At 55.1% G+C, this 23,243-nt stretch carries 26 protein-coding genes; 14 read left to right on the plus strand and 12 right to left on the minus strand.

Features of this window, described 5'->3' with window-relative positions:
• Positions 1 to 109: 109 nt before the first annotated feature.
• The 3 genes from trmB (at position 110) to ACFL9S_RS18240 (ending at position 2,021) form a co-directional block, all read left to right on the plus strand.
• A complete protein-coding gene (trmB, locus tag ACFL9S_RS18230) occupies positions 110 to 829 on the plus strand; it encodes a tRNA (guanosine(46)-N7)-methyltransferase TrmB (RefSeq protein ID WP_405263281.1) in 720 nt (239 codons plus the stop codon).
• On the plus strand, positions 829 to 1,155 hold the full coding sequence (locus tag ACFL9S_RS18235; RefSeq protein ID WP_133846154.1) for a YggL family protein: 327 nt from the start codon (positions 829 to 831) through the stop codon (positions 1,153 to 1,155). The genes trmB and ACFL9S_RS18235 overlap by 1 nt, the downstream gene beginning before the upstream one ends.
• Positions 1,156 to 1,304: 149 nt before the next feature.
• The gene (locus ACFL9S_RS18240) at positions 1,305 to 2,021 is read left to right on the plus strand and encodes a DUF2884 domain-containing protein (RefSeq protein ID WP_405263282.1); all 717 of its coding nucleotides are present in this window, start codon (positions 1,305 to 1,307) and stop codon (positions 2,019 to 2,021) included.
• Between the two features lie 86 nt (positions 2,022 to 2,107).
• On the opposite strand, the gene hemW is transcribed toward ACFL9S_RS18240, so the two are convergent.
• From hemW to ACFL9S_RS18260, 4 genes are all read right to left on the minus strand, one after another.
• Complete coding sequence (gene hemW / locus ACFL9S_RS18245) at positions 2,108 to 3,244, minus strand: radical SAM family heme chaperone HemW (protein ID WP_405263283.1); 1,137 nt, start codon at positions 3,242 to 3,244, stop codon at positions 2,108 to 2,110.
• Entirely contained in the window at positions 3,237 to 3,830 is a 594-nt protein-coding gene (gene rdgB, locus ACFL9S_RS18250; protein WP_405263284.1) for an RdgB/HAM1 family non-canonical purine NTP pyrophosphatase, read from the minus strand. The genes hemW and rdgB overlap by 8 nt, the downstream gene beginning before the upstream one ends.
• A 224-nt stretch (positions 3,831 to 4,054) precedes the next feature.
• A complete protein-coding gene (locus ACFL9S_RS18255) occupies positions 4,055 to 4,594 on the minus strand; it encodes a YggT family protein (RefSeq protein WP_405263285.1) in 540 nt (179 codons plus the stop codon).
• An 8-nt stretch (positions 4,595 to 4,602) separates the two neighbouring features.
• Complete coding sequence (locus tag ACFL9S_RS18260; protein WP_405263286.1) at positions 4,603 to 5,316, minus strand: YggS family pyridoxal phosphate-dependent enzyme; 714 nt, start codon at positions 5,314 to 5,316, stop codon at positions 4,603 to 4,605.
• Between the two features lie 15 nt (positions 5,317 to 5,331).
• Between ACFL9S_RS18260 and ACFL9S_RS18265 the strand changes: the two genes are divergently transcribed.
• Complete coding sequence (locus tag ACFL9S_RS18265; RefSeq protein WP_405263287.1) at positions 5,332 to 6,330, plus strand: type IV pilus twitching motility protein PilT; 999 nt, start codon at positions 5,332 to 5,334, stop codon at positions 6,328 to 6,330.
• 137 nt (positions 6,331 to 6,467) lie between these two features.
• Here the strand turns inward: ACFL9S_RS18265 and ruvX are convergent, their stop codons facing one another.
• The 8 genes from ruvX to metK all read right to left on the minus strand — a co-directional run bounded on the left by ruvX (position 6,468) and on the right by metK (position 13,837).
• Complete coding sequence (gene ruvX / locus ACFL9S_RS18270) at positions 6,468 to 6,890, minus strand: Holliday junction resolvase RuvX (RefSeq protein ID WP_405263288.1); 423 nt, start codon at positions 6,888 to 6,890, stop codon at positions 6,468 to 6,470.
• The gene (locus ACFL9S_RS18275; RefSeq protein ID WP_405263289.1) at positions 6,890 to 7,453 is read right to left on the minus strand and encodes a YqgE/AlgH family protein; all 564 of its coding nucleotides are present in this window, start codon (positions 7,451 to 7,453) and stop codon (positions 6,890 to 6,892) included. Before ACFL9S_RS18275 ends, ruvX begins: the two co-directional genes overlap by 1 nt.
• A gap of 90 nt (positions 7,454 to 7,543) precedes the next feature.
• A complete protein-coding gene (gshB, locus tag ACFL9S_RS18280) occupies positions 7,544 to 8,488 on the minus strand; it encodes a glutathione synthase (protein ID WP_405263290.1) in 945 nt (314 codons plus the stop codon).
• Between the two features lie 151 nt (positions 8,489 to 8,639).
• Positions 8,640 to 9,371, minus strand: coding sequence for a 16S rRNA (uracil(1498)-N(3))-methyltransferase (gene rsmE, locus ACFL9S_RS18285; RefSeq protein WP_405263291.1), 732 nt, complete (start codon positions 9,369 to 9,371; stop codon positions 8,640 to 8,642).
• Positions 9,372 to 9,426: 55 nt separating this feature from the next.
• A complete protein-coding gene (gene endA / locus ACFL9S_RS18290; RefSeq protein ID WP_405263292.1) occupies positions 9,427 to 10,140 on the minus strand; it encodes a deoxyribonuclease I in 714 nt (237 codons plus the stop codon).
• A 122-nt stretch (positions 10,141 to 10,262) separates the two neighbouring features.
• The gene (locus ACFL9S_RS18295) at positions 10,263 to 10,775 is read right to left on the minus strand and encodes a SprT family zinc-dependent metalloprotease (RefSeq protein ID WP_405263444.1); all 513 of its coding nucleotides are present in this window, start codon (positions 10,773 to 10,775) and stop codon (positions 10,263 to 10,265) included.
• 130 nt (positions 10,776 to 10,905) lie between these two features.
• Positions 10,906 to 12,303, minus strand: coding sequence for a sugar porter family MFS transporter (locus ACFL9S_RS18300; RefSeq protein WP_405263293.1), 1,398 nt, complete (start codon positions 12,301 to 12,303; stop codon positions 10,906 to 10,908).
• Between the two features lie 379 nt (positions 12,304 to 12,682).
• On the minus strand, positions 12,683 to 13,837 hold the full coding sequence (gene metK, locus ACFL9S_RS18305; protein ID WP_405263294.1) for a methionine adenosyltransferase: 1,155 nt from the start codon (positions 13,835 to 13,837) through the stop codon (positions 12,683 to 12,685).
• 351 nt (positions 13,838 to 14,188) lie between these two features.
• On the opposite strand from metK, the gene ACFL9S_RS18310 reads away from it, so the two are divergent.
• The 10 genes from ACFL9S_RS18310 (at position 14,189) to ACFL9S_RS18355 (ending at position 23,237) form a co-directional block, all read left to right on the plus strand.
• Positions 14,189 to 14,395 (plus strand): virulence promoting factor, encoded by a 207-nt coding sequence (locus tag ACFL9S_RS18310; protein ID WP_405263295.1) that lies wholly within the window; start codon positions 14,189 to 14,191, stop codon positions 14,393 to 14,395.
• Positions 14,388 to 16,364 carry a biosynthetic arginine decarboxylase gene (gene speA / locus ACFL9S_RS18315; RefSeq protein ID WP_405263296.1) on the plus strand — a complete coding sequence of 659 codons (1,977 nt, stop codon included), beginning with the start codon at positions 14,388 to 14,390 and terminating at the stop codon, positions 16,362 to 16,364. Before ACFL9S_RS18310 ends, speA begins: the two co-directional genes overlap by 8 nt.
• Before the next feature lie 100 nt (positions 16,365 to 16,464).
• On the plus strand, positions 16,465 to 17,385 hold the full coding sequence (gene speB, locus ACFL9S_RS18320) for an agmatinase (protein WP_133846170.1): 921 nt from the start codon (positions 16,465 to 16,467) through the stop codon (positions 17,383 to 17,385).
• 416 nt (positions 17,386 to 17,801) lie between these two features.
• Positions 17,802 to 18,128, plus strand: coding sequence for a non-heme iron oxygenase ferredoxin subunit (locus tag ACFL9S_RS18325; protein WP_405263297.1), 327 nt, complete (start codon positions 17,802 to 17,804; stop codon positions 18,126 to 18,128).
• A complete protein-coding gene (locus ACFL9S_RS18330; protein WP_405263298.1) occupies positions 18,125 to 18,433 on the plus strand; it encodes a recombinase-like helix-turn-helix domain-containing protein in 309 nt (102 codons plus the stop codon). Before ACFL9S_RS18325 ends, ACFL9S_RS18330 begins: the two co-directional genes overlap by 4 nt.
• A 14-nt stretch (positions 18,434 to 18,447) precedes the next feature.
• Positions 18,448 to 19,467 (plus strand): Rieske 2Fe-2S domain-containing protein, encoded by a 1,020-nt coding sequence (locus ACFL9S_RS18335; RefSeq protein WP_405263299.1) that lies wholly within the window; start codon positions 18,448 to 18,450, stop codon positions 19,465 to 19,467.
• Positions 19,467 to 20,216, plus strand: a complete 750-nt coding sequence (locus ACFL9S_RS18340; RefSeq protein WP_405263300.1) for an SDR family oxidoreductase — start codon at positions 19,467 to 19,469, stop codon at positions 20,214 to 20,216. Before ACFL9S_RS18335 ends, ACFL9S_RS18340 begins: the two co-directional genes overlap by 1 nt.
• Positions 20,217 to 20,231: 15 nt before the next feature.
• Entirely contained in the window at positions 20,232 to 21,020 is a 789-nt protein-coding gene (locus tag ACFL9S_RS18345) for an IclR family transcriptional regulator (protein WP_405263301.1), read from the plus strand.
• Between the two features lie 94 nt (positions 21,021 to 21,114).
• Positions 21,115 to 22,041: a VOC family protein gene (locus tag ACFL9S_RS18350; protein WP_405263302.1), complete on the plus strand. Its 927-nt coding sequence runs from the start codon at positions 21,115 to 21,117 to the stop codon at positions 22,039 to 22,041.
• Positions 22,038 to 23,237 (plus strand): NAD(P)/FAD-dependent oxidoreductase, encoded by a 1,200-nt coding sequence (locus tag ACFL9S_RS18355; RefSeq protein ID WP_405263303.1) that lies wholly within the window; start codon positions 22,038 to 22,040, stop codon positions 23,235 to 23,237. Before ACFL9S_RS18350 ends, ACFL9S_RS18355 begins: the two co-directional genes overlap by 4 nt.
• The last annotated feature ends 6 nt before the right edge of the window (positions 23,238 to 23,243 follow it).

Genomic DNA, 23,243 nt, shown 5'->3' on the forward strand with positions numbered 1-23,243 from the left:
ATAGTCCTCACTCTGTAGTCACGACCGCTCCGCAACAGGCAGTCTTTATGTTTTCACTTCCTGAAGGCATAATGCCCGCTTTCTACAGTGCACAGCCGCAGGCAGAATCATGAAAAACGATGTTATCTCACCGGAATTTGACGAAAATGGCCGCGCTATGCGCCGGATCCGTAGCTTTGTACGTCGCCAGGGCCGTCTGACCAAAGGTCAGCAGCAGGCGCTGGATACACTGTGGCCGGTGATGGGCGTTGAGTATCAGCCGGAACCGGTCGATTTAACCGCTCTGTTTGGTCGTGAAGCACCGCTGGTGCTGGAGATTGGCTTCGGTATGGGCGCTTCGCTGGTGGCGATGGCTGCGAGCAATCCGCATCAGAACTTCCTGGGTATTGAAGTGCATTCACCGGGCGTGGGTGCCTGCCTGGCGACGGCGGAAGAGGCTGGCATCAGCAATCTGCGTGTGATGTGCCATGATGCAGTGGAAGTGCTGAATCTGATGATCCCGGATAACTCGCTGCGAATGGTGCAGTTGTTCTTCCCGGACCCGTGGCACAAGGCGCGCCATAACAAACGCCGCATCGTGCAGGTGCCGTTTGCCGATCTGGTGTTGCGTAAGCTGAAGCTGGGCGGCGTGTTCCATATGGCGACCGACTGGGAAGCCTATGCTGAGCATATGCTGGAAGTCATGAGCAGTATCGACGGTTATCAAAACCAGTCGCAGGAAGGTAGCTGGGTGCCGCGCCCTGAATCGCGGCCATTAACGAAATTTGAGCAGCGTGGCCAGCGTCTTGGCCACGGTGTATGGGATCTGATGTTTGAGAGGGTTAAATAATGGCTACACAACGCAGTCGTCGTCTTCGTAAAAAAATGCACATTGATGAGTTTCAGGAGTTAGGTTTCTCCGTGGGCTTTACTTTCCCGGAAGGGACCAGCGAAGAGACTATCGACAGTACCGTTGATGCGCTGATCAATGAAGTCATCGATGCTAACGGCCTGGCCTTCGATGGCAGCGGTTATCTGCAGTGGGAAGGTCTGATCTGCCTGCAGAAAATCGGCAAATGCACCGATGAACATCGTGAACTGGTTAAAAACTGGCTGGAAGCACGTAAGCTGAACGATGTGAAAGTGACCGAACTTTTCGACGTTTGGTGGGATTGACGGTCTGACCGAAACAGAAGGTCAGACCCTACGGAGGTGAAGTCATCGCCTGCAGGGGCCGATCATTTTTTCGATCGGCCCTCCGGGATGACCACACAAGGGGCGGCCATGTTTTTGGTTGCCCCTTTTTCATATCAAGGAGACGATCTATGCGTAAGGCATTTTTGAGTGGTGCATTGCTGCTGCTGGCCGCCGGTCAGGCGCAGGCGGATTACCAGTGCAGCGTTAACCCTCAGGACGATATCATCATCAGCCCGATGGATGTCCAGGTGGTCGGTGCCAGTGGCAATCTGAGCATTTCCCCGGTAGGCGACGTACAGCGCAATGGCAAATTAGCGAATATTGATGATGCCACGCGTCAGAAAGCTATCGATTATCAGACCGCGTTACGCCGTGATTTGCCGTGGATTGATAGCGGTGCGAAACAGCGGCTGGAAAAAGGCCGCATCGCACTGGACCGCGTCATTGTTCAGAAGCTGGGACAGAACAGCAATGTGCGTCAGCGTCTGACCACGCTGGACGGGCAGCTTAAACAGCAGATGAACCGTATCATTGAGCAACGCAGCGACGGCTTAACCTTCCATCATAAAGCGGTTGAGCAGGTGCGCCAGGACGGTGAACGTCTGGTGCAGAATGCGATGGGCGGCGTGGTGCAGGACAGTCTGAACGAAATGGGCAGCAAGCAGGCAGGGAACGGCGATAATCCGTTGCAGGCGATTATGGGCAATCTCGGGGGCTTACAGCAGGCGATTCAGGCCGAATGGAGCAATCAGGAGCAGGATTTCCAGAACTTCGGTCATGATGTCTGTAATCGTGTGACCAGCCTCGAAGAGCAACGCAAGGCGTTGATTGCCGGGTTGAAATAAGCGTTTGATGCCGGGCGAGGCATGCCTCGTCCCTACGAAAGTCCGCGTTATTCCGTAGGGGTCAGGCATGCCTGACCCAAACAGCATCATTCCGCTAAAAACAGCTCCAGCAGCGAATTCAGGAACAGTTTTCCCTTCTCCGTAATCTGCCACTCTTCAGCCGTTTCCGTCAGATAACCTTTGGCGAGGGCTTCATCGATCTGCGCGCGAATGGTGCTTTCCGGCAATCCGGTATAGCGCGTATATTCCTCACGCGGTGCCGCTTCCAGCAGGCGAAAACGGTTCATAAAGAATTCGAACGGCTTCTCGCTATCGGCCACATTGTGGCGCTTATCGAGATATTTACCCGTCATAAAACCGCGCGGATGTTTGGTTTTAGCGGTGCGGATAATGGTGCCGTCCGGCTGGGTCAGCTTACCGTGAGCGCCGCAGCCAATGCCGAGGTAATCACCAAAGCGCCAGTAGTTGAGGTTGTGCTCACAGCGGTAGCCGGGTTTGGCATAGGCTGAGGTCTCATACTGCTGATAACCCGCCGCCGTCAGCAACGCATCGCCCTGCTCGAAAATATCCCACAGGTCATCTTCATCTGGCAGGCGCGGCGGCCGTGAGGCAAACAGCGTGTTTGGCTCGATGGTCAGCTGATACCACGACAGGTGCGGCGGATTGAGAGCAATCGCCTGGCGCAGATCGTCCAGCGCTTCTTCCAGCGATTGATCCGGCAGGCCGTGCATCAGATCGAGATTAAAACTGCGTAATCCAAGGTTCTCGGTCAGCTGCGCGGCCCGCTTCGCTTCTTCAGGCCCGTGAATGCGCCCCAGACGCTCCAGTTTGGCCGCACTGAAACTCTGCACGCCAATGGAGATACGGTTGATACCGGCGCGCTGGTAGCCGCTGAAACGCTCTGCTTCGACGGCACCCGGATTGGCTTCCATCGTGATCTCAGCCGTGGGTGACAGCGGCAGGCGTGCGCGAACGCCGTCCAGCAGCATCTGCATCGCTTCACTGCTCAACAGGCTTGGCGTACCACCGCCGATAAAAATGGTACTGACTTCGCGCCCGGAGGTTAGCGGCAAATCAATATCCAGATCGTTCAGCAGGTGCTGCACATACTCTTCGTGCGGCACCTCACCTTTTAATGCGTGGGAATTGAAATCGCAGTACGGGCACTTCTGCACACACCAGGGAATATGGATGTACAGGCTTAACGGAGGCAGATTAACCATGTTTCATGGCACTCAACAGCAGCTCTAGCGCCTGCCCACGATGTGATACCGCGAGTTTTTCTGCCTTGCTCAGCTCTGCTGCGGTTTTACCCAGCGCAGGGACGAAGAAGATCGGATCATAACCGAAGCCACCTACGCCTGCTGAAGCGCGGGTGATCTCACCTGCCCAGCTGCCGTGAAACACCAGCGGGGTAGGATCTTCAGCATGGCGCAGATAGACCAGCACGCAGTGAAACTGCGCCTGACGTTGCCCGTCTGGCACTGATTCCAGCGCCGTCAGCAGCTTTTCCAGATTCTGCTGGTCGCTGGCATCAAGCCCGGCATAGCGCGCTGAGTAGATCCCCGGTGCGCCGCCAAGTGCATCGACAGCCAGCCCGGAGTCATCGGCGATGGCCGGTAATCCGGTGATGGCTGCAGCATGGCGCGCCTTAAGAATGGCGTTTTCAATAAAGGTCAGCCCGGTCTCTTCGGCAGACTCCACGCCCAGTTCCGTCTGCGCCACGATATCCAGCCCAAACGCGGCTAACAGGTCAGCCAGCTCACGAACCTTTCCGGGGTTGCCGGTGGCGAGTACAACTTTTTGCATAATCATTCCAGACGATAATTTTTAGAAACAGCTTTAGAAATAGACAGGGAGATATAACCGGCAATTTTGCCCTTAAGGGAAAGAAGGACGGTTAACCCAATAGCCAAAATAATTGGAGCTGCCGCAAGGCGGCAAGGACATGAGACCCCGGGAGCTTACTGTAGTAAGTGACCGGGGCGAATGTACGCAGCCAACGCAGCGGCAGTTTCAAGTATGAAGGCTATTTAAAACTGGGCCCAGCCGGGGATGTATTCCAGACCCAGGAAATTCAGCATATACAGGATCAGAATCACTGCCATCGCCGAGAAGTCGATGCCGCCCATCGCCGGAATAATACGGCGCACAGGTGCCATTAGCGGCTCCGTTAACTGAATCAGCACGTAATCAACCGGGTTACGCCCCTGGCTGACCCAGCTCATCAGTGAACGCACGATAATCATCCAGAACACCAGCACACCCGCTGCCTTCACCAGGATCACCAGACCCAGGTAGAGGAAAATCGGATCCGGCACGAACAGGCGCAACGTCACCGGTCCCAGCAGCACGCTGACGATATAAGCCAGCAGCAGTGAAGCGGTATCAAGCGGTCCAATGGACGGAATGATGCGGCGTACAGGTTTAACGATCGGTTGGGTGATTTTCACCACAAACTGTGAGAATGGGTTGTAGAAGTCACACCGTGCCCACTGCATCCAGACACGCAGTAACAACACTTTGATGTAAATCGCAATCACCGTTGTGACCAGAAAAATCAACGCTAGCATGAGGTTCCTCAGTTGTTGTGATGAACGGCGGCGTGACCGTAGTCGCGCGCGCCGAAAATTGCGGTGCCGATACGCACCATGGTACTGCCTGCCGCGATAGCGGCGTCCATATCGTCACTCATTCCCAGCGAGAGTGTATCCACGCCGGGATAATCTTGTTGCAGCTGTTTAAACGCCTCTGCCATCAGCTGACACACCGCCAACTGGCGCGCGTAGTCGGCTTCGGGTGCCGGGATAGCCATCAACCCACGCAGTCTGAGACGCGGCAGATCGGCGATCTGCTGTGCCAGTGCGGGAAGGTCGGCCAGCCTGATACCGGATTTGCTCTGCTCATCGCTGATATTGACCTGGATCAGGACGTTGAGCGGAGCCAAATCGTCAGGGCGCTGCTCGTTAAGGCGGCTGGCAATGCGCAGGCGATCAACCGTATGGCACCAGTCAAAATGCTCGGCAACCAGACGGCTTTTGTTAGATTGCAGCGGGCCGATAAAGTGCCAGGTCAGGGCAGAATTAGCCAGTAGCTGGATTTTATCCACGCCTTCCTGCACATAGTTCTCGCCAAAGCTACGCTGCCCGGCAGCCACCGCTTCTTCGACCGCGCTTGCAGGTTTGGTTTTGCTCACTGCAAGCAGCTCGATCTCTTGTGGATCACGCCCGCATTGTGCCGCTGCTGCTGAGATCCGCTGGTGGACTTGCTGTAAGTTGTGCTCAATCGAAGTCATAGTCAGGGATAAAATATGGATATTGAGGAAATTGTGGCCCTTAGTGTAAAGCATAATGCCGGGGATCTGCACCTTTGCAGTGGTCATTCTCCATTCTGGCGCTGCGATGGCCGTCTGACACCGATCGAAGACCAGCCTGAGGTGCAAAATACCTGGCTGGAAAGCGTGGCACAGCACTGGCTGTCAGCGACTCAGCAGCAGGAACTGGCACAACAGGGGCAGGTGGACTTTGCCCTGACAATGCCGGATGGCGTGCGCCTCAGGGGCAATCTTTTCCGCCAGCGTCACGGTCTGTCGCTGGCATTACGTTTGATCGCCAGCCACTGCCCGGCAATGGACGCGCTGCATCTGCCGGGGGTTAGCCGTTCGCTATTACAGCATAAAGAGGGATTAATCCTGATTACAGGTGCGACGGGCAGCGGCAAGTCCACCACGCTGGCGGCGCTGATTGGCGAAATTAATCAGCAGCAGCAACGGCATATCCTGACGCTGGAAGACCCGGTGGAATATCTGCACGGCAGCGAACAGTCGCTGATCCAGCAACGCGAGAAGGGGCTGCACTTCAACTGCTTTGGCTCGGGGCTGCGTGCGGCGCTGCGCGAAGACCCGGATGTGATCCTGCTGGGCGAGTTGCGTGATGCAGAAACCATTCAACTGGCGCTGACTGCTGCTGAAACCGGGCATCTGGTGCTGGCGACGCTGCATACACGCGGCGCAGCGCAGGCGGTAGAGCGGCTGGTGGATGTGTTTCCCGGCAATGAAAAGAACCTGGTACGTAGCCAGCTGGCCGGGAGTTTACAGGCAGTGATTGCTCAGCGTCTGGTAGCGGCAAAAACGGGCAGGGTCGCTTTATTCGAGGTGCTGGTTAACAGCCCGGCGGTGGCGAATCTAATCCGTGAGGGGAAAACCCATCAGCTCCCGGGGCTGTTACAGACGGGAAGCCAGCTGGGAATGCAGACGTTTGAGCAGAGCCTGGCCGAGCGCCAGAAAATGGGGTTGCTGGAGGCTGGCTGACTGAATTGGCAACTGGCCGACCGAAACAGAGGGGCGGCCACTATGAGAGATGGGTGTCTGCACAAGCCATGCTGGCCGACCGAAACAGAAGGTCAGCCGTGACGAGATTGGGCGAGGCATTTTTCCGGTCACAGGGTTCAGGTGTAATGATTTTCGAACCAGCTTTCCAGAATGATAACCGCAGAGAGCGAATCGACGCTGCCTTTAGTCAGGGCGCGAAAACCACCGCGTTCAAACAGTTCCGCACGGGCTTCGACGGTGCTCAGGCGCTCATCGTGCAGCTCAATCTGTACGCCAAAACGACCATGCAGACGGTTGGCAAATTTACGCGCCCGCACGGTCAGCGGTTGTTCTGTACCATCCATATTCAGCGGCAATCCCACCACCACGCGGTCCGGCTGCCACTCTTTCAGTAGCGCTTCAATCTTATTCCAGTCCGGTACGCCATCATTGGCCTTCAGCGCCGTCAACGGGCGGGCCGTGCCGGTCAGCTGCTGACCAATCGCCACGCCAATACTTTTCGTCCCAAAATCGAAGGACAACATGGTCATACTGCTCATCAGGCGTGTCCTGCTTCACTGGCGATATTATGGATATCAACACCGATACTTTTTGCCGCTTCGCGCCAGCGCTCGGCAATCGGTGTATGGAACAGAATATTGCTGTTGGCAGAGGTCGTCAGCCAGGCATTTTCCAGCACTTCGTTTTCCAACTGGTCTTTTTCCCAGGCGCAGTAGCCTAGCGCAACCAGCACCTGTTCGGGCTGATCCGGCGTACCCAGCGTTTCCAGTACGTCACGGGAGGTCGTGATCACCGTGTTGTCAGATACGCGAATGCTGGAGGCAAATGTCCGTTGTGCCGAATGCAGAATAAAACCGCGATCCTCTGCCAGCGGGCCACCGGAGAACACCGGCTTATCCAGCCTTGCATCAGGTTGACGTGGTGTCGGTGAAATTTTCAGCTTGGTGAGAATGCCGTCAACCGTCAGGTTTTCCATCGGTTTATTCACGATCAGCCCCATCGCACCATCATCATTGTGTTCGCAAATATAGACCACTGAACGTTTGAACAGCGGGTCCTGTAGCGTTGGCATGGCAATTAAAAAGTGATGCTGTAAATTCATACTTAGTGTTCTGTAGTCTGGTTAACGCCCCGGCAAATAACCACGGGCGTTAATGGGTGAGCGGGGGGCAATCCGGCCCCGCCGCAACAATCAGGCCAGGCGTTTTTCAATCGCATCCATCAGCATACCGGTGATAGAAATCGGGAATGCGGCTTCGATCTCACGAACGCAGGTTGGGCTGGTCACATTAATTTCAGTCAGCTTGTCACCGATAATATCCAGGCCGACAAAGATCAGTCCTTTCTCTTTCAGGATTGGACCAACGCGGCGGGCAATTTCCCAGTCGCTTTCGGTCAGTGGGCGAGCTTCGCCACGGCCACCGGCGGCCAGGTTGCCGCGTGTTTCACCGGCTTTTGGAATACGCGCCAGGCAGTAAGGCACCGGCTCACCGTCCACCACCAGCACGCGTTTATCACCGTCTTTAATGCCAGGAATAAAGTTTTGCGCCATGCAGTAGAACTCACCGTGGCTGGTCAGGGTTTCGATGATGACTGACAGGTTTGGATCGTCTTTCTTGACGCGGAAGATAGACGCGCCGCCCATGCCGTCCAGTGGTTTGAGGATGATGTCGCCGTGCTCCTGCCAGAACTCGCGGATCTGGCTGGCATTACGCGTAACCAGCGTATCCGGGGTCAGTTCGGCGAACCAGGCGGTGAACAGCTTTTCGTTACAGTCACGCAGGCTCTGCGGCTTGTTAACAATCAGCGTGCCTTTCTCTTCCGCACGCTCAAGGATGTAGGTGGCGTAGATAAACTCGGTATCGAACGGAGGATCTTTACGCATCAGTACCACGTTAAGATCGGCCAACGCAATGTCCTGCTCACTGCCGAACTCGAACCATTTGTCATCGTTCTGCTCTACGCTCAGCAGGCGGGTGCGGGCACGGCCTTCGCCCCCACGCAGATAGAGATCGTTCATCTCCATGTAGTGAATTTCGTAACCACGGCGTTGTGCTTCCAGCAACATGGCGAAGCTGGTGTCTTTTTTAATATTGATGGAAGTTATCGGGTCCATCACGATGCCAAGCTTAATCATTCTTTATTTCTCCACTTAGAGCTATCTTACTTGCCATTTTGGATGCAGGCAGTGCTCATAATCCTCACGTACTACATGTACGCTGCGGTTATTGCGCGCTGGCTGCATCCAAACTGCCTGCGACGATTAAGCTCAAGTATGTTTATTAGTTTTAGCCCAGGTCGCCAAAACGCACCTGCAGGGCGGTAATCGCCGTCAGGGCGGTGGTTTCGGTACGCAGTACGCGCGGCCCCAGCAAAATATCGGTAAACCCATGCTGTGCAGTCATACTGATTTCATCGGACGTGAGTCCTCCTTCCGGGCCAATCAGCAACCTCACGCGCTCAACGGGCAGCGGCAGCGTGTTGATGCTGTGTTCAGCTCGTGGATGGAGATTTAATCTTAACCCGTGATCCTGCTCGGCACACCAGGCGTCAAGTGCCATTGCTGAACGTACTTCGGGGATGCTGTTGCGTCCACACTGTTCGCAGGCGGCAATGGCGATTTTTTGCCACTGCTGGATTTTTTTCGCCAGACGTTCTGCGTCCAGCTTTACGCCGCAGCGTTCAGAAAACAAGGGGGTAACCACATTTACGCCCAGTTCGACGGCTTTCTGAATCGTAAATTCCATCTTTTCACCGCGTGACATCACCTGTCCAAGGTGCAGATGAAGGGGGGACTCACGGCTGTCGGCGCGGCTTGCGGTGATTTTGACACGCACATTTTTTTTATCCGACTGGATAATCTCGGCGGCAAAAGTCAGATTTGTGCCATCGAACAATTCCAGGGCCTGGCCTGGCACCATACGCAGTACGCGGCCAACGTGGTTAGCGGCTTCTTCGCTGAGGGCGGTTTCGCTTCCTGTCTCTAACGATTCAGGGTGGTAAATGCGGGGTATACGCATGGAAATCCTGTCAAAAAATTAATACACGAATGCTGTGCAGTGTAGGTCAGTGATTTTACTGCTGGCAAGCCTGCTGTACATAAGGGTTGTGATTCCCCTGCACGCGGGCAATACGGCGGTCGCGTTCGCACTCCCACGGCGTGGCTGGGTACTGCTTATTCCATGCCGTCATCAGCTGGGTTTGCTGCTTTGACATTTGCAGCTGGTACTGGTCACGCATATAGAACCAGGTGCGGGCAATCGCGCCACGGGCGCGTGCCGGAGGCTCGGCCAGTTTATTTTTGAAATCGATTTTCATTGCGCACTGACCGTACTGTGATTCACCACCGTTCCACTGACTGTACATAAAGTTACCGCGATCGCCGTTCACTTCGCCGATCGACGGTTGCAGGTTGTGCAGGTCTGTTTCCATGCGGCGGTAACCCTCATCTTTGGCGCAGTTTTTACGGCCGCCGTTTTGCCAGCACTGACGCTGATGGCCGAAGCTCCAGGCCGGAACCACATGCTCCCACTCGATTCTGCTGGCGCGGCTGGCATTTTTGCGTGCCTGGTATCCGCAGGATGCGAGGTCAGGCTCCCCTTTTTTCCCCTGCCAGCGAATTTTACAGCCGCAGTAGAAGGTGCCGGGCGCACCGTTATTAATCTGTGCAGCATAGGCTTTCGCCTGGCTGAAGCTGTTCTGGTGATAGTTATCCAGGCTGAGGGCGTGGGAAAAGAAGGTGGTTAACAGCAGGGAAAAGGCCACCGAGGCCAAAATTTTGCGAGACATATTCCAGAAAATCTGTAATCCATGAAAGAGGCAGGGAGAGTAACAGATATGCGGGATATTACGAATAAGTGGTAGAGATATGCGTCTTAAATTGCCTGGTTTTCAGTCACATCAGACTGTTTTTAAGATTTCTGGAAGTCACCGGATTTGAGGAGGTCGCCGCAATGCAGGCAGCGGTATTCGCTTTCACCGCGCACTACCCGATTGTGGCGTCTGACCGTCAGCTGATGCTGCTGACAACGACAGAAATAGGGGAAAGCCCGACTGCGCACAGATTCCACTTCGAACTGATGGGTACGGCGGGCGGGAACGCCGAGGACGCTTTCCATCATCCACTTCCACTCTTTACCGTGTGGGGCAACGCGACCGAAGTATTTCCATACCAGCAGATGGGCCAGCTCATGGGGAACGACTTCATCAACAAACGCCTGCTGGTTTTCCAGCAGCAGCACCGGATTGAGGCGGATTTCCCAGTGCTGTAGCCAGGCCGTTCCGGCTGCGGTTCCGCGCTGCTGATAGACCAGTGCAGGCTCGGGATAGTTGCGCTCCAGCCGAACATTGGCCTGCTGTAATTTTTCACGCAGCTGACGCATAACGGCCTGTTGCAGGGCGATGGGGAGTCTGTGGGATTTCATGATGGCAAGAATACGGGCCGACACCGGGCAATTCAAGCGGTAGCTGGCATCTTCTGGCGCTATTAAAGAAAACGGGCCAGCATCATCGCTGGCCCGCTTGTTATGGCAGGTCTGACTCGTTACTGAAGCTTCAGTTGCGCTGACCAATATTACGCAGTTTTTTACCGCCTAACAGATTGCGCTCAATGTGCTCCAGCGAGACGTTTTTGGTCTCCGGGATCAGCCACAGCGTCAGAACAATGAAGAACAGGTTCAGTGCGCCGTACACCCAGAAGGTGTTCGCGTTACCAAGGTTGTTCAGCATGGTCAGGAAGGTGGCCCCGACGATCATGTTGGCAATCCAGTTGGTCGCGGTCGACACTGTGATGCCAAAATCACGTCCTTTCAGCGGCTGGATTTCTGAACACAGAACCCAGATCAGCGGACCGGCACTCATGGCAAAACCAACGATAAACATCAGCAGCATCGCAATCGCGAAGTATTGCGCGCCTTCTGAGTGGATCCCCACGTGCAGCATGGTGCCCAGCACGCCCATACCGGCAGCCATCACGGTAAAGCCAAGGATCAGCGTTGGCTTACGGCCCCAGCGATCCACCAGGCCAATTGCGATGAAGGTGGCCAGCACGTTAATCAGACCGACAATCACCGTTCCCCACATCTGCTGGGTGGTGTTGGTGAACCCGGCAATTTCGAAGATTTTTGGTGCGTAGTACATGATGACGTTCATGCCAGTGAACTGCTGCATCACCTGCAACAACACCCCCAGATAGACTGCGCGACGGAAGTTGCTGTTGTCTTTGAACAGCGACCAGCCAGACTGCTTGATCTTCAGGCTTTCGCGAATTTCATCCAGCTCACGTTTTGCCTGTTCGCTGGTATCGCGCAGGCGGTCCAGTACCCGCTGTGCGCTGCGGAAGTCACCTTTCGCCGCCAGCCAGCGCGGGCTGTTCGGCAGGAAGAACACACCGACCAGCAGCAGCAGTGCCGGGATAGTGATCACGCCGAGCATCCAGCGCCATTCGCCGGTATAGCTGAACGCGGTATCTGACAGATAAGCACCGAGAATACCGATGGTGATCATCAGCTGATACAGCGAGATCATGCTGCCACGGATTTTCTCCGGGGCAATCTCAGACAGGTAAAGTGGAGCCGTATACGATGCGACACCCACCGCCAGGCCCAGCAGTACGCGGGCGACAATCAGCATTTCCGGGTTAGGGGAGAAGGCCGACCACAGGGAACCCATCACGAACAGCACGGCCCCGATCATCAGGCTTTTTTTACGCCCGAGGTAGGACGACATCCAGCCGCTGCCGACGGCACCGATGGCGGCACCAAACATCATTGAGCTGACAATCCACTCCTGTTGATGAGGGGTAACGCTAAAGTCTTTCGCGATGAAGGGTAATGCGCCGGCGATAACACCGATGTCCAGGCCGAACAGCAGGCCTGCCAGTGCTGCGAGGAAACAGACAAACAGGGTCATGGCCTTGTTCGATGTCCTGCTGCGTTTTTTATTATCAGGCATGGTCGCCTCCATTAAGTAGTACCGTATGTTGTTGTTATAGATGTTAGGAAACCCTGGTGCAGCAGACTGTGCTCCAGATCACATTGGTGTAATCGCTTACACTTGGGAAATTTCTGGAAAACACTTTTTATCCCGCTGTAACCCTTTGTAACCAGTAAGTCATAGCACTTTATAGCTTTAACCGTTTTTATAATGAACGGCTATCGGATAGCGCTGAAAATAGCGCATTTTAGGATTTGTTTGAAGATGTTGTTTATTATAAAACTAAGAAAAATAACAAGTTATTTAGTGTAATCGTTATCACTGACGATCGTGTGCGAGGGTCTTGCAGGAATGAAAAAGGGCACCCTAAGGTGCCCCTGATACTTCAGGCTTGCGTTTATTTCAGGCCAGCAGCATCACGCAGCAGTTCAGCTTTGTCGGTTTTTTCCCACGGGAAATGTTCGCGACCAAAGTGACCGTATGCTGCAGTTTCACGGTAAATCGGGTGCAGCAGGTCCAGCATCTGTATCAGACCGTAGGGACGCAGGTCGAAGAACTCACGCACCAGCAGGGTCAGTTGTTCGGTAGAGATTTTCTCTGTGCCGAAAGTTTCAACCATGATGGAGGTCGGTTCTGCTACGCCGATAGCGTAGGAAACCTGGATTTCGCAACGATCGGCCAGGCCAGCCGCCACGATGTTTTTCGCCACGTAACGTGCTGCGTAGGCGGCAGAGCGGTCAACTTTTGACGGATCTTTACCTGAGAACGCACCGCCGCCATGACGGGCCATGCCGCCGTAGGTATCAACGATGATTTTACGCCCGGTCAGACCGCAGTCGCCCATTGGGCCACCGATAACAAAACGGCCTGTTGGGTTGATATGGTATTTGGTGTTGGCGTTGATCCACTCAGCAGGCAGAACCGGCTTGATGATCTCTTCCATTACCGCTTCCTGCAGATCTTTCTGCGAAACGTCTTCGGAGTGCTGAGTCGACAGGACTACCGCGTCAATACCCACGATTTTGCCATTGTCATACTGGAAGGTGATCTGGCTTTTCGCGTCCGGGCGCAACCACGGCAGGCTGCCGCTTTTACGCACTTCAGCCTGACGCTGTACCAGACGGTGTGCGTAAGTAATCGGCGCAGGCATCAGGACATCGGTTTCGTTGGTGGCGTAGCCAAACATCAGGCCCTGGTCGCCAGCACCCTGTTCCAGTGGGTCGGTACGGTCAACGCCCTGGTTGATGTCGGGAGACTGCTTGCCAATCGCGCTCAGTACGGCACAAGAGTTGGCATCAAAGCCCATATCGGAATGGACATAGCCGATATCACGCACGGTCTGACGAGTGATCTCTTCAATATCGACCCATGCGCTGGTGGTGATTTCACCGCCAACCAGAACCATTCCGGTTTTCACATAGGTTTCGCAGGCCACGCGAGCTTTCGGATCTTGCTCGAGGATGGCATCGAGCACAGCATCAGAAATCTGGTCGGCGATTTTATCAGGATGTCCTTCTGATACGGACTCGGATGTAAAAAGGTGTTTAGCCATTTTATTCTTTACCTTGACTCTAACGGGTTGAAAATCGACTGCATGCGCCAGGACCGGAAACCAGTCTGGAAACTCAGACTTGACGCCCCCACAGGCAAAGCCATGAGCAGTACAAACAAGACACTTATACCCGTCATACTTCAAGTTGCAGCTACGTTAACTGCTCTCGTTCACCCGAATCACTTACCAGCGTAAGCTCATCGGGCTTCACTCGTTTGTCGCTTTGCTGCAACTCGAGTTATTTAGGGTATAGAAGTTAACCAGTTTAGACGGATTAACATCTGGACGGCTATTCTAGGTTACTCATTAATCGGATTGCCAGCGTTTTTTCTTTAATGAAATTTTCAATTAATGTTCAACGTGTCAAATTTTCATGACAGAGGGCGCATTGTGCACATTAAGATTTTGCATAATGTTATACTTAAGGGGTTGTTCGGTGCGGAATTTCAGCGTTTTGTGCTGACTAACCCGCCAGTCGATGGCTTGTTGTCGCGGGTTTTCCCTGCGATAGTAGTTTTCTGTTTCGCATCAATGAAATTCGAGGATCGAAATGTCTGACGACATGAAGACAATTAAGGGTTCGTCAGCAGGCGAACAGGGCGGACTCCGTTCCATGCAGGAGGTTGCCATGAGCGACCTGGACGCCAGCAAAATGCTGCGGACTTACAATATTGCCTGGTGGGGTAATAACTACTACGACGTGAACGAACTGGGCCATATCAGTGTTTGCCCCGATCCTGATGTGCCGGAAGCACGTGTCGATCTCGCCAAACTGGTGAAAGAGCGTGAGGCCGAAGGCCAGCGCTTGCCAGCCTTGTTCTGCTTCCCACAAATTTTACAGCATCGCCTGCGCTCGATTAACGCCGCCTTTAAACGTGCGCGTGAATCTTACGGCTATCGCGGTGATTACTTCCTGGTGTATCCGATCAAGGTTAACCAGCATAAACGCGTGATCGAATCCCTGATCAACTCCGGTGAACCACTGGGGCTGGAAGCGGGTTCCAAAGCCGAGCTGATGGCAGTACTGGCCCATGCCGGGATGACGCGTTCGGTGATCGTCTGTAACGGCTATAAAGACCGTGAATATATCCGCCTCGCGTTGATTGGCGAGAAGATGGGCCACAAGGTCTATCTGGTACTGGAAAAGATGACCGAAGTGAAGCTGGTTCTGGAAGAAGCCGAGCGCCTGAACGTGGTACCACGTTTGGGGATTCGTGCGCGTCTGGCTTCGCAGGGTTCCGGCAAATGGCAGTCGAGCGGCGGAGAGAAATCCAAGTTTGGTTTGTCCGCGACCCAGGTGCTGAAGCTGGTCGAGATTATGCGCGAAGCGGGCCGTATGGAAAGCCTGCAACTGCTGCATTTCCATCTGGGTTCTCAGATGGCAAACATTCGTGATATTGCGACAGGTGTGCGCGAGTCGGCGCGCTTCTACGTCGAGCTGGCGAAACTTGGCGTTAACATCCAGTGCTTTGACGTGGGTGGCGGTCTCGGTGTGGATTATGAAGGCACGCGCTCGCAGAGTGACTGTTCCGTTAACTATGGTCTGAATGAATACGCCAACAACGTGATCTGGGCTATCGGTGATGCCTGTGAAGAACACGACTTGCCGCACCCAACGGTGATTACGGAATCTGGCCGAGCGGTAACTGCGCACCATACGGTGCTGGTCTCCAACATTATCGGTGTGGAACGTAACGAATTCAGCGAGCCTCAGCCGCCGCTGGAAGACTCCCCGCGCCCGATTGTCAGTATGTGGGACACCTGGCAGGAGATGCATGAGCCGAGCAACCGCCGCTCATTGCGTGAATGGCTGCATGACAGTCAGATGGATCTGTTCGATATCCACACCGGCTATTCGCAGGGGACTTACGATCTGACTCAGCGCGCCTGGGCCGAGCAGTTGTACCTCAGCATCTGCCACTATATTCAGCAGCACCTTGACCCTAGCAACCGCGCGCACCGTCCGATTATCGATGAGCTGCAGGAACGTATGGCGGATAAGATCTACGTCAACTTCTCGCTGTTCCAGTCGATGCCGGATGCCTGGGGTATCGATCAGCTGTTCCCGGTGATGCCGCTGGAAGGGCTGAATCAGGTGCCTGAACGCCGCGCGGTGCTGCTGGACATTACCTGTGACTCGGACGGGACTATCGATCACTACATTGACGGTGATGGCATTGCCACCACCATGCCAATGCCGGAATACGATATTGATAATCCGCCGATGCTGGGCTTCTTTATGGTCGGTGCCTACCAGGAGATTCTGGGCAACATGCACAACCTGTTCGGGGATACCGAAGCGGTAGACGTGTTTGCTTTTGCCGACGGTTCGGTGGAAGTGCAGCTCTCCGACGAAGGCGATACCGTGGCCGATATGCTGGAGTATGTGCAGTTGAACCCGGCAGAGTTGCTGACGCACTTCCGTAACCAGATCAAGCAAAGCGATCTGGATGAAGAGCTGCGTGCGCAGTTCCTGGAAGAGTTTGAAGCAGGCCTGTATGGCTACACGTATTTAGAAGACGAGTAAGTCTGGCCCGATCATGCCAGCTAATCTGTTGAATTAATGAATCCCTTCTCCGTCGGGTCAACGACGGGGCAGGGATTTTTTTATCATTAAAGGAGTTGCTATGAATAACACCCTGGGTAATCAGTACGATAACTCGCTGGTTTCTAATGCCTTCGGTTTTATGCGTTTTCCGGTCAATTTCCAGCCTTACGACAGCGATGCTGAGTGGGTGATTACCGGTATTCCATTTGATGCAGCCACCTCGGGCCGTCCTGGTAGCCGCCTTGGCCCTGGCGCTATCCGTCAGATCTCTACCAATCTGGCGTGGGAAGGCTGTCGCTGGCCGTGGGAGTTCGACCTGCGTCAGCGCCTGAATGTGATTGACTGCGGTGATCTGGTTTACGCTTTCGGCGATTCTCAGGATCTGAGCGACAAATTGCAGGCGCATGCGGAAAAACTGCTGGCCAACGGCAAACGTATGCTGACCTTCGGCGGCGACCACTACATCACGCTGCCACTGCTGCGCGCGCATGCGAAAACGTTCGGTAAGATGGCGCTGGTTCATTTTGATGCGCACACCGACACCTATTCTAATGGTCCGACGTTTGACCACGGCACTATGTTCTATACGGCGCCGAAAGAAGGGCTGATCTCGCCTGAGCATTCTGTACAGATTGGTATTCGTACCGAGTTTGATAAGTCTCTGGGCTTCAATGTGCTGGATGCTGCTCAGGTCAATGATCGCAGCGTGGATGATATTCTGGCGCAGGTGAAGGCGATTGTCGGCGATCTGCCAATTTATCTGACGTTCGATATCGACTGCCTGGACCCGGCACATGCCCCTGGCACCGGAACACCAGTGATTGGCGGCTTGACCAGCGATAAAGCCAGCAAGCTGGTGCGCGGTTTACAGGGGATGAATATCGTCGGGATGGATCTGGTGGAAGTCGCACCGGGTTACGATCAGTCCGATATCACGGCGCTGGCGGCTGCCAGCCTGGCGCTGGATATGCTTCACGTACAGGCTGCCAATAAAGGCTAATATCTGTTTTTCCGGAGGAGTCAGCGATTCCTCCGGGTGATTAACCCCCTTCTAAGAATATTCAAAAGAATCCAATAATAGTATTATCTGGTTATTCCATTGGTGAAGTTACGATAATTTTTTTGACGTTTAAAGATGATTATTTGAACGTAACCAATGATATTTTAATAATTGCATTATTTTTTTATGTTTATGATTTTTATGTGTTTTTATCATAAAGTTTCATGAGTGAGATTCCGTGGTTTTATTTTAATGACTATATTTTGCGATCCTTTTCACAGTTGTATTAAATAAACCCCATGAAAATCCTATTCCGCAAATATCGCCTATTGACGCATTAGCTTGCCATTCTATATTGATCGCATTAGATAAGAAATAATGTTTCGCACTTGAAACAACTGGCAGGAGCAATAGCAATGAGCTGGAACTACATCTGTGATATTTCGCAGGTACAGGCTGACTTTCCCTTCGCGGGCAATATCGATGGACGGGAGATCGGTGTTTATCTGGTCGACGGTGAGTATTACGCGCTGGAGGATGTCTGCCCGCATGCCTACGCCTTGCTGAGCCAGGGCTTTGTCGAGGATGGAAAGGTCGAGTGTCCACTGCATGAAGCGGTATTTGATATTAAAACAGGTCGCTGCCTGCGCGAACCCGGCGGGCGTGACCTGAAACGTTACCCGCTGCGCATGGTCGATACCCAGCTGCAAATTAGCTGGATGACAGAGGAGGAATCGCAATGAGCCATCAACCTGAATATAACCCGCAGCTTCCTGAAAGCTGGCAGTTTATTCCGCCGAAAGAGGGCGGGAACGGTGCGATTCATCGTCCCGGCCAGTACCGCAATATTATCTGGCAGACACGAAGACGAGAGCCTGAACCTTTTGAATTCACGTTAATTACCGCGCTGGAAACCCTGTTCGATCAGGGTATCAACACGCTGGAACATCTGATTCCGGCACTTAACCAGCAGCGGGTATTTGACCGCCGCGGCAATCCGTGGACGGAAGACAGCTTCCGCGATTTTTTACGGGTAAACGGCGACTGAACAGGGAGTGACCTATGACGAACGTACAGCAGTATCTCGACGAAGGATTGCGCGGTCTGTGGTATCCGGTGCTGGCAAGCTGGGAGGTGCATTCGGCACCGGTGGGCATTACGCGACTCGGGCAGCAGATTGTGGTGTGGCGTGATGCGGAAGGCCAACTTCAGGCGCTGGAAGACCGCTGCCCCCATCGCGGCGCGCGTCTGTCGATGGGCTGGAACCTGGGGGATCGCATTGCCTGCTGGTATCACGGAGTGGAAGTGGCCGGCAGCGGTACGGTGAAAGATGTTCCGGCGGTGGATCGTTGTCCGCTGGTGGGCGAGCAGTGTGTACGCACTTACAACGTGCAGGAAGCCCACGGAGCAATCTTTATCTGGTTTGGTGTGACCCGTGACGACCCCGCGCAGGAGTTGGTGTTTCCTCAGGAGTTGGCCGATAGCGACAGTTACAGCCACTTTCTCTGTACTGCTTCCTGGGACTGTAATTATCAGTACGCGCTGGAAAATGTCATGGATCCAATGCATGGCACTTACCTCCACTCTTCATCGCATTCAATGGCGGAAGGCGATCGCAAGGCAGATATGGCGCTACAGGCCACTGACACCGGCTTCCTGTTCCAGAAAGAGGGGCAGAAAGGGGTCAACTTCGACTGGGTGGAGTTTGGTGAAAGCGGTGCGCAGTGGATGCGGTTGTCGATTCCCTATCAGAAGCGCTTCGGGCCGGGTGGGCCCTTCTGGATCGTTGGCATGGTGGTGCCAGAAGATCGCGACCACTGCCGGGTGTTCTTCTGGCGTATTCGCCAGGTTGAGGGCTGGCAGCGTGATATGTGGCGCTTTTTCTATCGCAATCGCCTGGAAAAATTGCACTGGGACGTGCTGGAACAGGATCGGGTGATCCTTGAATCAATGGCCCCGGCAGCCCGCGAGCATGAATACCTCTATCAACACGACGTCGGTCTGTCGCGTCTGCGCCGCATCATGCAAAAAGCGGCGAAACAGCAGCTGTCGCAGCTTGCCGCTACGCCGGAGGCGCAGTAATGACCGGTTTGCTGACAGGGCGGCGAATTGTCGTCACTGGTGCTGCGCGTGGGCTGGGCTGGCAGTTCGCCCAGGATCTCGCCGCACAGGGGGCACGGGTGGTGATGCTCGATATTCTTGCCGATGAGCTGGCTGAAAGTGCAGAACGTTTACGTCTGCAGGGGCGAGAGGTCGAACATGCTGTTTTGGATATTGCTGACCCGCAGGCCATTGAGCAGGTTTTCAGTACTCTGGGTCAGCAGGGACCGATAGATGGCCTGGTCAACAACGCGGCGCTGGCAACCGGCGTGGGCGGTAAAAACATGCTGGAGTATGACATTGCACTCTGGGACCGGGTGATGCAGGTCAACGTGCGCGGAAGCTGGCTGGTGTCGAAAGCCGCGGTGCCACTGATGCCGCGAGGGGGAAAAATCGTCAACGTGGCGTCGGATACCCCCCTGTGGGGGGCGCCGAATCTGATGGCCTATGTGGCCAGCAAGGGGGCTGTTATCGCGATGACCCGCTCAATGGCGCGCGAATTGGGTGAACGTGGGCTGTGTGTCAACGCCATCGCACCCGGTTTGACGCGGGTGACAGCGACAGACTCTGTGCCTGCCGCCCGCCATCAGCTCTATGAGCAGGGCCGGGCGCTGAGTGGGGTACAGCATCCGCAGGATGTCAGTGGCAGTGTGATATGGCTGCTCTCGTCGCTGGCCGACTTCGTGACCGGGCAACTGCTGCCGGTAAATGGTGGTTTTGTCTTTAATTGATAGGCGGGGAGCACTATGTCTGAAGAAGTGGGCTGTCGCTACCTGATGCCTGGGCTGGATCGCGGTTTACAGCTGCTGCTGGCCTTTGGGGAACAGCAGCGTGAAATGACCTTCACGGAGCTGCATCGCCTGGTCCCGATGCCTAAAGCCACCGCGTATCGCGTGGTGCAGACCCTGGAGCATCTTGGTTTTCTGGAGCGTAATCCGCGCACCAACACCTTCAGCCTCGGCATGATGGTGTTGCGGCTGGGATTTGAGTATATCGCTTCGCTGGATGTGGCCCGGGCCGGGCAGCCGGTCATTGAGCAACTGCGCGACTGCAGCCAGTGCAGCAGCCATCTGGCGATCCGCGACGGGAGGGATCTGATCTACATCGCCCGCGTGAGTGCCGCAGGAGCACAAATTAACCAGGTTAGCGTAGGCACCCGGCTTCCGGTACACCGCACCTCCCTTGGCAGGATGCTGTTGACCGACCTCGACCGCAGCAGCTTTGACCTGCTCTATCCTGAAGTGCTGTTGCCGGGTGGAGAACGCGGCACGTTGCAGGCTCGTGACGCGCTGTGGGAGATGGTGCAACAGGATAAAAAATGCGGATATGTTATTGGCGAATCTTTCTTCCGTGGGGGCATTTCGTCAATTGTGTATCCCATTTTCAACCGCAGTGGCCGGGTGAGTGCGGTGGTCAGCATTATGGTGCCGATGGGAGAAATCCCGCTCACTGACCGCGTGCGTTTACAGCAGATGGTGGCGGAGGCCGCCGCGAAAATCTCCGGCCTTTTAGGGCATCTTTCCCGGGCCGGTTAACCCGTTATGACCTTGACCTGTGACGTTGCGCGAAGCGCGACGGGGTGTCTGCTCGCCGAAATTCAGAAAATTGACCAAAAAAGAGGCAAAAATCATGAGCGTTTGCGGAATTGAGAAACTGGAGTTTGGCGTTGAGGATCTGGCGCTGTGCAGCAAGTTTATGACGGATTTTGGGCTGTCGCCGTTAAGTGGCCAGCGCCATCATTTCCATACGTTAAGCGGTGCACAGATTGCGCTTTATCCCTTGGACTGTGGGGAATTGCCTGAGGCTTTTGAATCAGGATCAACCCTGCGGCGGGTGACATGGGGTGTTCGCGACAGTGCGGCGCTGGCCAGGATCGCAGAGAAACTGCAGGGGCATACTTCCTTTCAGCAGTTGAACGACGCGCTCTACTGCTGCGATCCAAACGGCATGGCGTTGCGTATTGAAGTCAGCCGTCAGCAGGAGGTCTCTCTGCCCGTCCTGCCTCTTAACCAGTGGGGCGATATGCGCCGGATCGATCAACCCAGTCCGGTCTACTCGTATGCCACGCCGATCAATATTGGTCATGTGGTGTTCTTTGTAAACGATCTGGCGGCAACCGAACGCTTCTATCGCGAGGTGTTGGGGTTCCACGTCTCCGATCGCTATATCAACCGCGCGGTATTCCTGCGCGCTGAGCAGCGTGGTGGCCATCACTCTCTGTTCCTGTTGCAGCTGCCCTCCGGCAAGCGTGGCCTTAATCATGTGGCGTTTAATGTGCGCGATATTCATGAGGTGATCGGCGGTGGGCTGGCGATGAACAAACAGCACTGGAGCACCTTTATCGGTCCTGGCCGCCATCCGGTCTCGTCGGCCTATTTCTGGTACGTCAACAGCCCAACCGGGGGGGCATTCGAGTATTACACCAACGATGACTGGCTGACTGAGCGCTGGCAGCCACGTGAGCTTGAGCATTCGCTGGTCTCCTTTACCGAATGGGCAGTGGAGGGTGGAATTGACTACACCACCCGCCGCCAGCAGCAGCCGGAGGTTCTGTGAGCAGCGGTATTGTGATTATCGGCGGAGGCCAGGCGGCGGGCTGGGCGGCGAAAACTCTGCGTGAGGGAGGTTACGATCGACCTATCAGTGTGGTGGCCGACGAACCTTGGGACTTCTATGAACGTCCGCCGCTGTCGAAAAGCGTGTTGTCGGGGTCGGCTCCGTCACTGACACGCCTGTTTAGTGAAGAGGCGCAGGCAGCGCTGGATCTGACCTGGTATCGCCCACTGCGTGCCGAACAGATTATGCGCTCACAGCAGTGCGTCATGCTCAGTAATGGTCAGAGGCTGCCTTATGATCAATTGCTGATAGCTACCGGCAGCCGTCCGCGCCTGCCGGGGGGCGCGTGGCAACATCAGCCGCGTATTCATGCCTTGCGCAGCTGGGATGATGCACTGGCCCTCCGCGCGGCATTCGCCGATTGTCGGCGGCTGGCGGTGGTGGGGGGGGGCTGGATCGGATTGGAAATTGCCGCATCGGCACGTCAGAACGGCATCGCGGTGACCGTCTTTGAACGTCAGCCTGCGCTGTGTCAGCGCAGCGTTGACCCGGCTGTCTCTGCGGCATTGCTGGCGCTGCATCAGCAGCATGGTGTTGAGCTACATCTCGACTGCGGTGATATCCAGCTCAGTCAGCAGCAGGCGCTGCCGCAGATCGGCAGCACCCACACTGCGGCACAGCCGTTTGACCATGTGGTGGTCGGCATTGGCATTGAGCTTAACCTTGAACTCGCGCAGCAGGCTGGGTTGGCTGTGAGCAACGGCATCGTAGTGGATGAACAGGGCCGTACCAGCGATCCGGCCATTTTTGCCGCCGGGGATGTTGCCTGTCATCCGCAGTGGGGCTTCTCTCTTCAGTCCTGGGCTTTTGCGCAAAATCAGGCCATTGCCACGGCGCAGGCCATGCTCGATTCGCAGGCTGCACCTTACCAGGACCTCCCGTGGCTGTGGTCGGATCAATATGACGTCAACATACAGATACTCGGGCTACCTGCAGCGGGTGGAACCACGGTCATGCGCACGCAGCCGGGTGGTCCCCTGTGGTTCCGTCTTGGTGAAGACCGCTGTTTACAACAGTTGGTGGCGTTTAACGACGCGCGCAGCATCAAGCTGGCGAAACGTTGGATGGCCTCCCGCCGTCCGCTGGATGCCGCACAGCTTGCCGATCCCCATTTCTCGCTGATGTCGCTGCGCTAACCGGAG

Origin of the sequence: Erwinia sp. AnSW2-5 (assembly GCF_045107195.1) — a bacterium.
Classification (GTDB): domain Bacteria; phylum Pseudomonadota; class Gammaproteobacteria; order Enterobacterales; family Enterobacteriaceae; genus Erwinia.